Source organism: Paraglaciecola hydrolytica, from assembly GCF_001565895.1.
GTDB lineage: Bacteria > Pseudomonadota > Gammaproteobacteria > Enterobacterales > Alteromonadaceae > Paraglaciecola > Paraglaciecola hydrolytica.
The window spans coordinates 232,368-245,949 of the sequence record NZ_LSNE01000005.1 but is presented as its reverse complement, the minus strand read 5'-3'; the positions used below and the strand labels follow the sequence as shown (position 1 = coordinate 245,949).

The window sequence follows — 13,582 nt, the reverse complement described above, 5'->3', positions numbered from 1 at the left end:
CAAGCGCCACTTGCAAGTTAAAATGCTTTAAGAATAAAAAACTCTTTTGCACATCATAAAAAAACACCCAGATCGGGTGTTAAAATTAAGTGCTCTGTTATCATCAGAGCCTGTGGGCGATTATACAAATAATAAGGCAAGCTATGCAACGCACAATGACCATTGTGGGCAATATCGTCATTTTACTTACGTCTTACCTAACGACTCCCTTTGCTTTTAGTGAAGAGTGGCAACTTGAAAAGTCACAAAAACCTATACAAGTTTTCAGCCGAGACATTAGCAATCCACAAAAAAAATCACTGTATAAAGAAATTTTAGCCGTCACTACTGTCAAAGCTTCTCCTGTGGCACTACTTAATGTGTTAAACGATATAAAACGTGCACCCCAGTGGATAGACAATTGTATAGAAGTAAAAATTATCGCCAATCCTGAACCACAAACAAAACTAGTGCAAAGTACTTTTTCTGCCCCTTGGCCTTTGCACAAGCGAGATATGCTGACCAAATCAATCACTCATTTCCAAGACCAACAAATCGTCATTGATATTACGGATGCCGGTGATACCTTGCCAACTGAAAAAAACACGGTACGTATGACAGATATCCAAGGACGCTGGACGATAACGCCTATGACTGAAGGTAATATTGAAATACGTTATCAAGGCACTGGTAACCCCGCAGGCAATATTCCTATTTGGCTAGCAAATAAAGTCCTAATAGACTCGACCTTTATTACTTTCAAAAATTTAAGCAGCATTATTACAGAAGAAATGTATCAGCATTCTGAAATTACTCATTAATCTAATAAGTCGCTTTGAAATAACGTAATCGAACATACAAAATTATTTGCTCAACCATAATAAGGGAAAACACGTTTTAGGTGATGGTGCTTATGTGGCATTTTATTAGTGATGAAATTGCAAAAAGTATTGAGCGCGAATTTATCTGTGATGACATTCGCGAAATTACATCAGGACAAAGCCATAAAGCTTTTAAGATAACAGATGGCCGCTTGCGTTTTTTTGTCAAAGTAAATGAGATAGCCCATCTTGGACATTTTAAGGCTGAAATCGAAGGCCTCGAACATCTGCAAAAAACCAACTTATTCAAAGTTCCCAAGGTAATCTGCTCAGGTGTTGTGAGCGATAAATCCTTTTTAGTATTGGAATTTCTTACACTACAGCCTGGTAATAATAACAATTGGTATGAATTTGGTCAGGCTCTAGCCAATCAACACAAAAACCATACTCAGGATATGTATGGTTGGCAGGAAGATAATTTTATCGGCCTGTCACCACAAGTTAATCAATGGCATAAAAAATGGCATACTTTTTTTGCAGAGCAACGCATCGGTTTTATGCTGCAACTATTAGCTGAAAAAGGCCATGTACTCAGTAATAACATCGATCAAGTTGTGGAGTCTGTTAATCGTTTACTAGCAGGGCATAATCCACCATCCAGTATGTTGCATGGTGATCTGTGGTCGGGCAATAGCGGATTTCACAAAGACAAACCTGCATTATTTGATCCGGCTTTTTACTATGGTGATCGTGAAACAGATCTCGCAATGACAGAGTTATTCAATCGTTTGCCTGATCAATTTTACCAAGGTTATCAAGAAACTTGGCCCTTAAACGATGCTTATGAATTTCGTAAACCTGTCTATCAACTCTACCATGTGCTCAATCACGCACTGTTATTTGGTGGCAGTTATTTAGATTCGGCACGTTCTACTTTAAAAAATATGGAAATATAAAATGCCTTTTTTATAGTGCTAGGTCGCTATATGCTTAACACATACAACGCAAAAGTAGTTTAATTATGAGTCCCAAAGTCATCTTACTTACTGGCAGTGCTAAAAGAATTGGCGCTTTTACCGCCAGATACTTACACCAACTCGGTTGGAATATCGTATTGCACTATAACCAATCAGAGCAACAAGCCAGCGAGCTTGCCAAGCAAATGAATGCCGCCCGAGCTGACTCAGTCAAGTTAGTACAAGGGTCGCTGAATACCGTAAAAGAAATAGAAAACGTCGCTGAGCAGGCCATTAAGGCATTTGGAAAACTCAATGCACTGCTCAATAATGCCTCATCTTTTTACCCTACCCCCATAGGCTCAATCACCCAAGATGACTGGACCAGTTTAGTCGGCAGCAACATGCAAGCTCCACTTTTTTTAGCCCAGTATTGCAACCCCACATTGCAGCAACACAATGGGGTAATCATTAATATGGTAGATATTCATGCAGCGCAGCCACTTAGCAACCATACTTTGTATTGCATGGCTAAATCAGCCTTAGTGATGATGACCAAGTCATTGGCGCAGGAACTTGCGCCCAATGTAAGAGTCAATGGTATAGCCCCTGGCGCTATTTTATGGCCTGAAAATACCATAAGTGATGAGGACAAAACTAAAGTACTAGAACATATTCCATTGCAAAGATTAGGTTCGATGCAAGACATCGCCCAAGCAATTGAATATTTGCTTAATGCACATTACGTTACAGGCCAAGTTATCACGGTAGATGGAGGTAGAAGCATCGCTTCTAATGTTAAAGCGTAAATTAATATGAGGTGAAAAATGAATATTAAACATACCACTATTAGTTGCCCACATTGTGGTCATTCTATGCATGTAGAGCTTGATTTCAGCGGCGGCGATCAAGATTATTACGATGAATGTGCGAATTGCTGCGAATCAATCCACTTAAACATGCACATTAATGTATTAGCTCACAAACTAGAACTGTCAGTCAGTGCCGACGACGAGCAACTATATTAAAATATAGTTTTTTAAGAGACCCTGTTATAAAAAAAATAATCCAGTATCTGGTTGCTGTGCTAAACATTGTCTGGCTTGCGGCTTGCCAGCCATTAAGCTCATTAAACAATGACCTGCAAGACTATCAGCAGCGAATGGCTCGTGTATTAAAACACGACAGTCCTCCATTTATCAGCAGTTATTTACCCGCCTACCCGTCATTAAATGAATTAAGCAATATAGCAATGCAAACCAGCATTAAGCTAACAGAATTTTATCAACTGCAACATTGCCACTTCGCTAGTTTAATTGCTGAACGCAATACCTCACTAGGAAAACTACAACTCCCTTCAATTCGTTATCACTACGAAAAACAGCTGATACAAGGCTTACAAGAATGTATTAAGCAAACCAACGAGCCAGAACTAAAAGCTCAGCTACAAGTATGGTTGCAGATTAAACAACAAAATCTACCACTCATCTGGGCGGATATGTTGCAAAAAAGCACTGAAATTCGGCAAGCACTGTCAACCAATCAAGGTTTGATAGCAGGAGGTCCACAGGATGGTTTGCATGAAACACTGGCTGCATTTAACTTTTTAATAGCCAGCCAGCAACAAGACATTATTGACCATAAAGAATTAGAACAACACCTCCATAAACTAGAGCAGTTTGCCCTACCCGCTCGTTTATGGCGTAGCCAAAATTTATTAACTGAAAATCTCAATCAAACAACCGTATGGTTAAAACAACATGGTGCGGCAGATTTTTGTGGCGTTAAACCAACAAATAACAGCAAAAAAGAAATAGAATATTTAAGCAATGTATTTCAATTGTTTTTCATTGAAAAAATTCAAGGCATTGCTTCACAAGTTAACCATTACCACTATAAGTTATCACCCATCTTTGAATTGCTGCTTAAGCATCCAAACTTGACACCGGCTTTTAAACGTTACCTAAGTCAGCAACATCAACAAGGTTTTGCAAATTATCAACTCGCCATGCAACAGCACATTGAGTTATGGCAACTCATATTTAAAAACTGCCATCTTGCACCTGGACTTTCAGCGCACATTAACACCAATAAATAGCATGAGAAGTTTTGACAAATCGTTTTTACTGTTAAAACCAGCCATTATTAAACATGCAATTTTTGTTTTTTGGGAAAGATAGTGGCGCTAAAGCCAGTAAATTTGGCAATATCGTCTATTTGCTCAGCAACTAAACCATATCTAGCTAAAAAGCCCTTGCAGAGAACTAAGCTCGTCGTTATTATACGCGCCGCTTAAGGGGGATTACTCCTAAGGCAACTTCCAAAATACAACCGTAGCTCAGTTGGTTAGAGCACTACCTTGACATGGTAGGGGTCGGTGGTTCGAGTCCACTCGGTTGTACCAACTATTACTCTTCAGATTCAACAACTTACACAATTCTTCATTCATTCAAAATAAGTTAATTTAGCCATTAATTTAGATTTGTGACCATTGTGTGACCATATCTTCATTACATTGTAATTTTGCAGTGACTCACAATGACCACCATACGACTCGTCACAATGAAGTTTAATCTCACAGAGCAAGTATGATTACTTTAAAAAACATTCACTTTTTCTGCTTCAATGCGACATCTAAATTTTGTAAAGTAAGCTTCCAGTAACTTTTTTTGATTTGTAGCCACGGCGAGATCTTGCATAAATTTTAAGTAACAAGTTAAAATAAGGTTTAATTGGCATTCACGCTTAAATCGGTCAATGCCAATGGATTTAACAGTTAAGGTGTGATTTAGATTAGACTTTTCCTTCCAATCTTTTATTCGCATCGTTTAATAGATTAGCGGTTAACTCTTCAGCGAGATCACCGTTTCTGGCCACTATTGCATCACATACTGCTCGATGAAAAGGGACTGATGTTTTGTTGTCACGAGGATCTTTGTTAGTCAAACGGATACTGACCATTAAGGCGGAATAAATCACTCCTTCCATGGCTTTTAGAAATTCATTGTGGGCAGCGCGTAATACTGAGCGGTGAAACTCGGCATCAGCAATCACGAAATTTTCTACCGTACCTTCTTCGGATTCCATTGCTGCACAAGCTCGTTCTATTTCAACAATATCTTCTGCTGTCGCACGTTCAGCGGCCCAACGAGCGGCTTTGGGTTCAAAGGCTAAACGAATATCCATTAGTTGTTTCAAAAAATCTGGATTGGGTGGCGCTGATAAATGCCAAGCTAGCACGTCATCATCTAACATAGACCACTGGTTTCTGGGGCGGATTTTTGTGCCAATACCACGGCGCACGTCTAATAACCCTTTGCCCACTAATATTTTTACTGCATCGCGAATAACCACCCTACTCACCTGATAACGCTGAGCAAGAGTATTTTCTTCGTCGATTAAGGTACCTGGCTCATAGCTACCAGCCACTATCCGTCGACCTAATTCTCGAGCCACTTGCACCGGCATACTCGGTGTCATGGTGGCAGTACGTTTTAAGTCGTAATAGACTAATTCACTCATATCAGTAATCCAATCATAGGATGTTAAGCATGAGATTTATCATACTACTAAATAACTGATTTACAATATGATTAAGCCAATAAGCTGGCACAAATCTCAAGCCAAATATTAAATGACAGCTGTGTTAAAGATAAATTTAAACCCTGACGAGTTGTCGTTCTAAATCTTCAATGGTTTTGCCTTTTGTCTCTGGTAGTATTTTAGCCATTATCACCAGTCCAATTAGACCTAAAACACCGTACATAAAAAAGATATTAGCAACCCCAAGGTTATCCAACTGCCAAGGGAAAAACTCACTGATACTATAGGACGAAATCGTTTGTACTAATGCAGCAAAAGGAAGAGCTACACTGCGTACTTTGTTGGGAAATACCTCTGAGAAAATCACCCACATTATGGGTCCAATCGACATATTAAAAGCAGCTAAAAAGGCAAAGATACCAAACAAAACTAAGGTGGCATTAATATCTCGAATACTTTCGGTAATAATAAAGCCACTGACTAAGGGTAATTCTTTTTTGTCGAATATGGTGGCTAACTCTCGTTTGAGTTCAACGTCACTATCAAAAGTAATACCAGTTAGGGGCTGTAATTTAGTGGTGTCGATCTGCAGTGCCGTTAATTTTTGCTCTATGTTAACCATGGCATTTTGATCAAATACATAATGGGCATGTTTAAATCCCCACCACGTAGCACCATGAGCCGCAACCACCAATAACAAACCACCTAGGGTTAAAAAACGCCGGCCTAACTTTTCCACAAACGTGATGGCGATTACCGTTGATACTACCCCCACCAAACCCATAATTATGGTTTGCATAAAGGTGTCTTGCACACTCATACCGACTTGTTCAAATACCATAGGGGCAAAAAACAATACAGCGTTCATACCCGTTGCACCTTGCACAATGGCATAAATAACGGCTAACCAAAGCACAAAGCTGAGTTTTCGACTAAACAGCATTTTTAATTGTGACCCTAAGCTAACTTTTACATCACGTATTAGGCTATCTTGTATGGCGTTGATGGTTGGTTCGATATTTGCCTCGTTGGTGATTTTTTTAAACACCAATTTTGCTTCTGACTCTTTACCTTTCATCACTAACCAACGGGGTGATTCCGGTACCAAAAACAACAAACTCAACCACACTGCATTGGCGACGAGCTCAGCGCCCAACATAAAACGCCACACGTTTTCATTATTTAGCCAAGCGATACTGTCCATGCTCTTGATCAAAAAATAATTAATGATAAACGCCAGCAATAAACCAATGGCAATCATCAATTGGTTAACTGAAACAAATTTACCACGTTTGTCTGCTGGAGCGATTTCTCCAATGTACATGGCTGAAACCGTTATGGAGGCAAAGGCCACGCCACCAATAAAACGTCCAAACACCAGCATTTCGTAACTTAAGGCAAAGGCAGAAATCAATGAAGACAATGAATAGGCCAAAGCAATGGCAATTAATACCTTTTTACGGCCAAATTTCTCACACAAAGTTCCGGTAACAAAAAGCGCGCAAATCACCCCAATAAGGGCGATACCCGCTACCGTACCTGTTTGTGTATTAGTTAATTCAAACTGCGAACTGATAAATCGAATTGCGCCTGAAATATTTGCAGCATCTAGGCCAAAAACAAAGCCTCCAAACGCTGCGATGAGTGAGTAGAAGGTGACATTTTTATTGCTTATATTCGTTGTCATTTTTGTGCCTTGTTACTGCCAATAAATTCAACTCAGCGCTTTGCCAAGTAACGATATTTACGCATGTTCCATTGCGTTTTGATAAGCCTCAACATAGCCCTTAGCCCGTGTCGCGACCTCATCTTTGTGCATGCCTGCTTGATATAAACCTGAACCTAAACCAAAACCTTGTGCCCCAGCGGCTAAAAAGTCGCCCATTGTTTGCGCCGACACACCGCCAACTGGCAATACTAGAGTATCTTTAGGAATAACCGCCATCATCGCTTTTAGCCCTTTCGCACCAAGCGTATCAGCGGGAAACATCTTAATGGCGTCAGCTCCAGCAGCCAGAGCCGAAAAAGCTTCACTGGGTGTATAAAAGCCAGGCACACAATACAAACCTAGCTGTTTGGCGTAACGAATAACCTGAGTATCCACATTGGGCGCGATAATAATCTCGCCACCCGCCTGTTTGACTAAGTCGACTTGCTCACAACTGAGCACGGTGCCAGCACCTATAATAAGTTCATCACCAAAATGCTCATTTAATAACTTAATGCTGGCATAGGGATTCGGGGAGTTAAGCGGCACTTCTATAATTTTGAAACCAGCGTCCTTGAGCACCTGAGCAATAGCAATAACTTCATAGGCTTGTACACCACGTAAAATGGCCACTAAAGGTAAGGCTGACATTGAACTTTTAAAGCTTAGTTTTTTCATCTATCCGTCCTAGTTAACACACAAGCCAGCCTGATTAACAATACTCAACATACCACTACAGGACGCACTATCACTGTCGATAATGCTTACCTTTATGGCTAGCGAGTGGCACGCTCTTTGGTACAGCTCACATAAGGATTGACTACCCACTAAACACACATCGCTTAGATTGGGCGTATGTCTTTGCATATCAGCAATTTCGGCGCCGATTAATAAACCAGACAAATAGCTTCTAACTTCGATCGCTGAGATTTTACCACTCAACATATTGGTTCTGGCACTAAATAAGGTGTGAGATAAGGATGCATGAGTGAAAGCACTTTTCACGCCTAAATCAAAGGCGCTAAGGTGGCTGTCAACTGCTTGTTTATGCTCTCTATAGGGTTTACCCAACAGACTGAATTCTTCTAGTACATTGAATAATTCACCCGTCATATAAGTACTAAAACTGACAATACTTGGCTCTCGCTCAATGTTCACATTTGCCCATTTAGAATGAGTACCAGGTAAACACATCAGCAGGCTTGTTTTGTCCGCAGCGACACAGGCTTGTGCTTGCTGTTGCAACAGTGAAATAGCGCCGATGATTTGCACTTCTTCACCGCGCATTACCTCGATCTGGCCTATGTGTGATAAACCTTTAACACCCGGCACAATGGCTATCTTTAAGCCTCTGGCATTCGCCACAAAAGTCATATCGGCCGTTAAATTGCTCAAGTTCGCTGGACATGGTACATATCCCGCATCCTGCCAACCTTGTGCACTGCCCACCATGCCCGCCATAACAATGGGTAATGAATGTTCTGTTAACCAAGGTTGCAGTTGAGTCAATAAAGCAGGCTCAAATTGCTCTTTACTTAAACTCAGCATGCCTTGATTTGAGCGGATCACATCGATGGGCTTACCTGCATCATCAAGTAAAAAAGCGCGAAAATTGCTTCCGCCCCAATCGACACATATAAGGCTAGGCTTAGCAGCATTGGTCATTTTATTTATGTCACTCTTAATTCGTTACTGAGCTGACTTAGCAGTCAACCGCAAATTTCTTTAAAAACTTCCGATCAGGTTCAATGCCTAAACCAGGACCTTTGGGCAGAGCAACTGTGCCATTATTGGCTTTTACCTGTTCATTAATACACAAAGAATCAAGCAATATTTCTTCACGGAATAAATTAGGTGTAGTGTCATATTCCAACATAGGTTGAACCGGATGAGCAGCACCAGGAAAGTCAGGTAAGGCAGCTAATAAATGTAGATTAGTACCAACCGCCACCGCCGACCCCCACACATGATTAACGACAGGCACAAAGTGAGCTTGCGCCAGCGCCAGCACTTTTTGATACTGAGTAATACCCCCTAAGGCACAAACCTCAGGTTGCAATAAATCAACACAGCGGTTTTTGATGAGGTCACGGAAACCCCATACGGTAAATTCTGCCTCGCCACCGGCTATACACAGATCGAGTGCTTCACACAATTCGCGGTAACCTTGATGATCTTCAGGCGCCACTGGCTCTTCAAACCAGGTCACGCCTAAACGCTCTAATTCCCGTCCCAGAGGGATGGCTTCACGAGTGGTGTATGCATGATTAGCATCCACCATTAAAGGTACTTTGGGGCCAATACCACGACGCACCGCTTCAACCAACCTGATGTCTTCTTCTACACCTAAACCGATTTTCATCTTCATGGCTTTAAAGCCCATGCTTAAAATGGTGGCACTTTCCCGTTCAAATCGTTCTTCTAAATCAGGTACACGTTGCAACATCATGCCGTAACCATAAACCGGAATGCGCTCTCTAAAGGCGCCACCTAACAATTGATAAACCGGTACATTATGAATTTTCCCGGCGATATCCCACAGGGCAATATCCACACCTGATAAGGATTGAATGGGCATGCCTTTTTGGCCATGATCGCGCAGTAGGTTATATACCTTATGCCAAATCACTTCACGATCCAGCGGATTCATGCCCAAAATCATGGGTTGTATGACTTTTTCAACTATCACTTTGTTGGCTAGCGCGACATTGCCACCACCAAAACATTCTCCCCAGCCCGTAATACCAATGTCGGTGCGTACTTCAACGATGTGAGCTGTGCGTTTAGCATAGTATTGTTGTGAGTAACCTAACTCTTCTTCAAGATCGTATTGCAGTACGTGACTGATTATTTCGGTAATTTTCATTGTGCACGCTCCGTTAACAAGGCGCGAGAAACACGTTTTATAGTGAAATATTCATCCAGTGCATAGGACGAGCAATCCACGCCTACCCCTGATTGTTTAACACCACAGTGGGGCAAATTAATCGCGTATTTAACGCCATTAATATGTACTTCACCAAAACGTAATTTGTTCGCGATACTTTGTGCTTTTTCTATATTTTGAGTAAAAATAAATGACGATAAACCGGCTTCAGTGTCGTTAGCCTGAGCTAATACCTCTGCTTCGTCGGTAAAATTCAATATGCTGATCACGGGTCCAAACACTTCGTCCCGACAAATCCTAGATGTAGGTTTAACATTGGTTAAAACGGTAGGTGAGTAAAAAGAGCCCTCGGTGAGCTCAGCAGGGCGGGCACCTCCCATCTCTAATTTGGCGCCATCCGCTACAGCATCTTGCACCATCTGATCAATGCGTTGCCAAGCGCCTTGATCAATCACCGGCCCCATGCCGATAGCTTGATTTTTATCAAAACCTACCTTGACCGCTTGAGTCTTTTGCTTAACTAAGGCAAGAAAATCTGCTGCCACTGACTGCTCTACAAACACCCGATTAGGTGCCACACAAATTTGTCCGGCATTTTCAAATTTAAGCCCACACACCACACTCGCAGCTAGGTCTAAATCTGCATCGGCAAAAACTAAAACCGGGGCATTACCACCCAATTCCATGGAATAACGTTTTATCGACGTGGCTCCTACCCGCATTACATGTTTACCGGTTTCAGTGGAACCTATTAAGGTAATTAAGGCAGGAATAGTAGACGCAGACATAGCATCACCAATGAGCTGGTCTGGCCCACAAATGATATTCACCGCGCCGGCAGGCAAACCTATTTGCGCGCAAAGCTCACCTACTAACAAGGCCGATAGTGGCGTTTTTAGCGATGGTTTAACTACAATAGGACAGCCTGCTGCCATGGCTGGTGCTAACTTATAAGCGAGATTTAACAGCGGAAAATTCCAGGCTAAAAAGGCCGCAACCACACCTACAGGCTCATGCACAATCTCGTGGCTATGAGTGCCCTCGATATCGTCAATTTTATGACTTTGGCGCTGACTTATTTCCTCAGCATAAAAGGCCAAACTATCAACTAACATTTGATAGTCGCCTTGGGTACTCGCCCAAGCTTTACCCATTTCTTGATGGATACATTCACGCAAGGGAAGTTCGTGAGCAATAATGGCTTGCCTGAGTTTATTCATCCACTGAACCCGTTCAGTTACTGTGGTGGTAGACCAAGTATCTAAAGCCAATTGTGCCTGTTCTAACGCATTAACGGCTAACTCAGCATCAGCCACCGCAACAATGCCAGCGACCTCACCCGTTGCAGGATTGATCACTTCATGCTGGGCAACACCATCATGTAGTTGACCACCAAAATACATGGGTTTTGAAACATTCATTATCGGCCCTTTTAATCTGTGGAGAGTTGTTAACATATTGCAATTTGTAAAATCATTTAAACATATGATGTTTAATATTACAATATGTTTGAAAGGTTAAATATTTGTAAATTTTAACTAATTTACCTTAGTGGACTTTGTGACCTTTGTTGGATCAAATATAGAGTCAGACAGTCGCCTAAAGCACATGGAGCTATCAGCCCAATATGCGCCTTAGGCTAACTAGAATTAGCTAATTTTCGAGCTTGCTTGGCACACGATATTTATCCATACGGTCTAAATCGTAAACTTCATACTGTCGCTTCAGTAACCACAAAGGGCGTTCTAAGGTCATTTCCCAAGCAAAAAAGTCTTTAAACATTTTTCTGACTCGCTCAGGCTGCTCAGCCGCAAGATCATGCTGTTCACCAATATCGTTTGCTAAGTTATACAACTCTGCTGGTCGGTCGGGATAACGTAATAACTTCCAATCGCCTTGACGAATGGCTGCGCGGGTTTCTTTTTTCCAATACATACTCGCATGAGGATCGTTGTTGTTTTTACCCGTTAAATAAGGAATAAGATCAACACCATCTAGGGCAGATAAGGTCTTTTTACCGCCACCAGCATGAAAGAAAGTAGGCAATAAATCGAGGGTGCTAACCGCTTTATCATAAGTAGTACCTGGGCTTAATTTAGCCGGCCATTTAATTAAATAAGGTACACGAATACCGCCTTCTAAAAAGTTAGACTTGGTACCCGCTAACGGATAGTTAGACGAGGCATTTTTATCCGTAGGGCCGCCATTATCATTGCTAAATACCACAATAGTGTTTTCTTCAAGGCCTAGTGCTTTGAGCTTATGCATTACTGCGCCACTTGCTCTATCAAGTGCTAGCGTCATAGCAGCGACTTCTTTACGCTTACCGCTTAATTGCGGAAATTGAGCGAGATCTTCTGGTGTGGCTTCCATTGGGGTATGCACAGCATTAAAAGACAAAAAGATAAAAAACGGTTTATCTGGGGCTTTTTCTATAAATTCATTAGCTTTTTCTGCTAATACGTCGGTTAAGTAACCTTTATGTTCTGCAAATTGCCCCATACCTTGCTCAAGTTTTTTATCATAAAACATGGCCGATTTGCGTTCAGGATCATTTACTTCATAAGCCCAATAACTACGATCACCACCTCGAAAACCATAAAATTCATCAAAACCACGCTTGGTAGGATGCAATTCATCAGTCCCACCTAAGTGCCACTTACCGAAAAACGCGGTGCGGTAACCCAAGGATTTCATGTAGTCACCCATAGTGACTTCGCTTAAAGGAATACCCATTTCGGCCCCGTCGATGGCTGAGTTTTTACTCATATAACCGGGCACGTTAATCTCTTCATAACCAAACTTTTGCTGATAACGACCTGTCATGATCCCTGCGCGAGACGGCCCGCAAGTAGAATCTGTCACATAACCTTGAGTAAAGCGCACGCCTTCGTTGGCAAGTTGATCTAGGTTAGGTGTTTGCATGGTTTTACTGCCCTGAAAACCAAAATCAGCGTAACCAGCGTCATCTGAAAACAAAAATACAATATTCGGCTGTTGTGATGCGGCACTCACGCTGTGAGTAATGCACAACAACACACCAGCTATAAAAGGTTTAACAAGGAAGTTTTTCAAGATTTTGTCCTCATAAAAAGGGAAACACAGATTAATATTGGCTGAACTAACTGGACTGACTTTGTAAACGAGAACAGGCATCACGTAACAGTTTGTCGGTAAGTTGCTCCGCTAAGGTGCCGTTACGTTCAGTTATCGCTTTATAAACGTCGTAATGAAAGGGTAGCGAAGTGCCATTCTGTAAAGGATCTTTGTTAGTAATATGGATACTCACCAACAAAGCAGAATAGATCACCCCCTCCATTGCCTTCAGAAACTCATTATTGGCCGCCAATAGGATGGCACGATGAAATTTTGCATCGGCCTTTATAAAGCGCGTAACCGAAAATTCGTTGGCTTCAGCATATTCATATTTAACCATCTCTTGATATGCCAAATGAATTTCTTGCATATCTTGCTCTGTTGCCCTTTCGGCTGCCCAACGCGCCGCTTTGGGTTCAAAGGCCAAACGAATTTCCATTAATTGCGCTAAAAATTCTGGCGCTGGCGGCGCCGATAAATGCCAGGCTAATACGTCGTCATCAAGCAACAACCACTGATCTCGCTCACGCACCTTAGTGCCAATACCACGTCTGACTTCTAGCAAACCTTTGCCTACTAAAATCTTTACTGC

13 protein-coding genes and 1 tRNA gene are annotated in these 13,582 nt (G+C 41.7%); 6 read left to right on the top strand and 8 right to left on the bottom strand.

Going from position 1 to position 13,582, the window contains the following annotated elements; all coding sequences use genetic code 11:
• The first annotated feature begins 143 nt into the window (after nucleotides 1-143).
• The 6 genes from AX660_RS08995 (at nucleotide 144) to AX660_RS08970 (ending at nucleotide 4,160) form a co-directional block, all read left to right on the top strand.
• On the top strand, nucleotides 144-800 hold the full coding sequence (locus AX660_RS08995) for an START domain-containing protein (RefSeq protein ID WP_068375752.1): 657 nt from the start codon (nucleotides 144-146) through the stop codon (nucleotides 798-800).
• Between the two features lie 92 nt (nucleotides 801-892).
• Complete coding sequence (locus AX660_RS08990; protein WP_106404053.1) at nucleotides 893-1,756, top strand: fructosamine kinase family protein; 864 nt, start codon at nucleotides 893-895, stop codon at nucleotides 1,754-1,756.
• 65 nt (nucleotides 1,757-1,821) lie between these two features.
• Nucleotides 1,822-2,565, top strand: a complete 744-nt coding sequence (locus tag AX660_RS08985) for a pteridine reductase (RefSeq protein ID WP_068375747.1) — start codon at nucleotides 1,822-1,824, stop codon at nucleotides 2,563-2,565.
• 18 nt (nucleotides 2,566-2,583) lie between these two features.
• A complete protein-coding gene (locus tag AX660_RS08980) occupies nucleotides 2,584-2,784 on the top strand; it encodes a CPXCG motif-containing cysteine-rich protein (RefSeq protein WP_068375745.1) in 201 nt (66 codons plus the stop codon).
• Nucleotides 2,785-2,840: 56 nt separating this feature from the next.
• On the top strand, nucleotides 2,841-3,854 hold the full coding sequence (locus AX660_RS08975) for a DUF3080 family protein (protein ID WP_268801371.1): 1,014 nt from the start codon (nucleotides 2,841-2,843) through the stop codon (nucleotides 3,852-3,854).
• 229 nt (nucleotides 3,855-4,083) lie between these two features.
• Nucleotides 4,084-4,160, top strand: a tRNA-Val gene (locus AX660_RS08970).
• Between the two features lie 389 nt (nucleotides 4,161-4,549).
• On the opposite strand, the gene AX660_RS08960 is transcribed toward AX660_RS08970, so the two are convergent.
• From AX660_RS08960 to AX660_RS08925, 8 genes are all read right to left on the bottom strand, one after another.
• On the bottom strand, nucleotides 4,550-5,278 hold the full coding sequence (locus AX660_RS08960; RefSeq protein WP_068375739.1) for a FadR/GntR family transcriptional regulator: 729 nt from the start codon (nucleotides 5,276-5,278) through the stop codon (nucleotides 4,550-4,552).
• A gap of 136 nt (nucleotides 5,279-5,414) precedes the next feature.
• A complete protein-coding gene (locus AX660_RS08955; protein ID WP_068375735.1) occupies nucleotides 5,415-6,986 on the bottom strand; it encodes an MFS transporter in 1,572 nt (523 codons plus the stop codon).
• Nucleotides 6,987-7,043: 57 nt separating this feature from the next.
• A complete protein-coding gene (locus AX660_RS08950) occupies nucleotides 7,044-7,685 on the bottom strand; it encodes a 2-dehydro-3-deoxy-6-phosphogalactonate aldolase (protein ID WP_068375733.1) in 642 nt (213 codons plus the stop codon).
• A gap of 9 nt (nucleotides 7,686-7,694) precedes the next feature.
• Nucleotides 7,695-8,672 (bottom strand): 2-dehydro-3-deoxygalactonokinase, encoded by a 978-nt coding sequence (locus AX660_RS08945; RefSeq protein ID WP_068375731.1) that lies wholly within the window; start codon nucleotides 8,670-8,672, stop codon nucleotides 7,695-7,697.
• Nucleotides 8,673-8,709: 37 nt separating this feature from the next.
• Nucleotides 8,710-9,873 (bottom strand): mandelate racemase/muconate lactonizing enzyme family protein, encoded by a 1,164-nt coding sequence (locus tag AX660_RS08940; protein WP_068375729.1) that lies wholly within the window; start codon nucleotides 9,871-9,873, stop codon nucleotides 8,710-8,712.
• Nucleotides 9,870-11,315 carry an NAD-dependent succinate-semialdehyde dehydrogenase gene (locus AX660_RS08935; RefSeq protein ID WP_068375728.1) on the bottom strand — a complete coding sequence of 482 codons (1,446 nt, stop codon included), beginning with the start codon at nucleotides 11,313-11,315 and terminating at the stop codon, nucleotides 9,870-9,872. Before AX660_RS08935 ends, AX660_RS08940 begins: the two co-directional genes overlap by 4 nt.
• A gap of 232 nt (nucleotides 11,316-11,547) precedes the next feature.
• On the bottom strand, nucleotides 11,548-12,969 hold the full coding sequence (locus AX660_RS08930) for a sulfatase-like hydrolase/transferase (RefSeq protein WP_327082847.1): 1,422 nt from the start codon (nucleotides 12,967-12,969) through the stop codon (nucleotides 11,548-11,550).
• Nucleotides 12,970-13,015: 46 nt separating this feature from the next.
• A partial coding sequence (locus tag AX660_RS08925) for a FadR/GntR family transcriptional regulator (RefSeq protein WP_068375726.1) occupies nucleotides 13,016-13,582 on the bottom strand: 567 nt, incomplete at its 5' end.

Excerpts from the sequence above, each read along its gene's own strand:
- AX660_RS08995 (WP_068375752.1), top strand. The coding sequence starts at position 144 with ATGCAACGCACAATGACCATTGTGGGCAATATCGTCATTTTACTTACG.
- AX660_RS08990 (WP_106404053.1), top strand. The coding sequence starts at position 893 with ATGTGGCATTTTATTAGTGATGAAATTGCAAAAAGTATTGAGCGCGAA.
- AX660_RS08985 (WP_068375747.1), top strand. The coding sequence starts at position 1,822 with ATGAGTCCCAAAGTCATCTTACTTACTGGCAGTGCTAAAAGAATTGGC.
- AX660_RS08980 (WP_068375745.1), top strand. The coding sequence starts at position 2,584 with ATGAATATTAAACATACCACTATTAGTTGCCCACATTGTGGTCATTCT.
- AX660_RS08960 (WP_068375739.1), bottom strand. The coding sequence starts at position 5,278 with ATGAGTGAATTAGTCTATTACGACTTAAAACGTACTGCCACCATGACA.
- AX660_RS08955 (WP_068375735.1), bottom strand. The coding sequence starts at position 6,986 with ATGACAACGAATATAAGCAATAAAAATGTCACCTTCTACTCACTCATC.
- AX660_RS08950 (WP_068375733.1), bottom strand. The coding sequence starts at position 7,685 with ATGAAAAAACTAAGCTTTAAAAGTTCAATGTCAGCCTTACCTTTAGTG.
- AX660_RS08945 (WP_068375731.1), bottom strand. The coding sequence starts at position 8,672 with ATGACCAATGCTGCTAAGCCTAGCCTTATATGTGTCGATTGGGGCGGA.
- AX660_RS08940 (WP_068375729.1), bottom strand. The coding sequence starts at position 9,873 with ATGAAAATTACCGAAATAATCAGTCACGTACTGCAATACGATCTTGAA.
- AX660_RS08935 (WP_068375728.1), bottom strand. The coding sequence starts at position 11,315 with ATGAATGTTTCAAAACCCATGTATTTTGGTGGTCAACTACATGATGGT.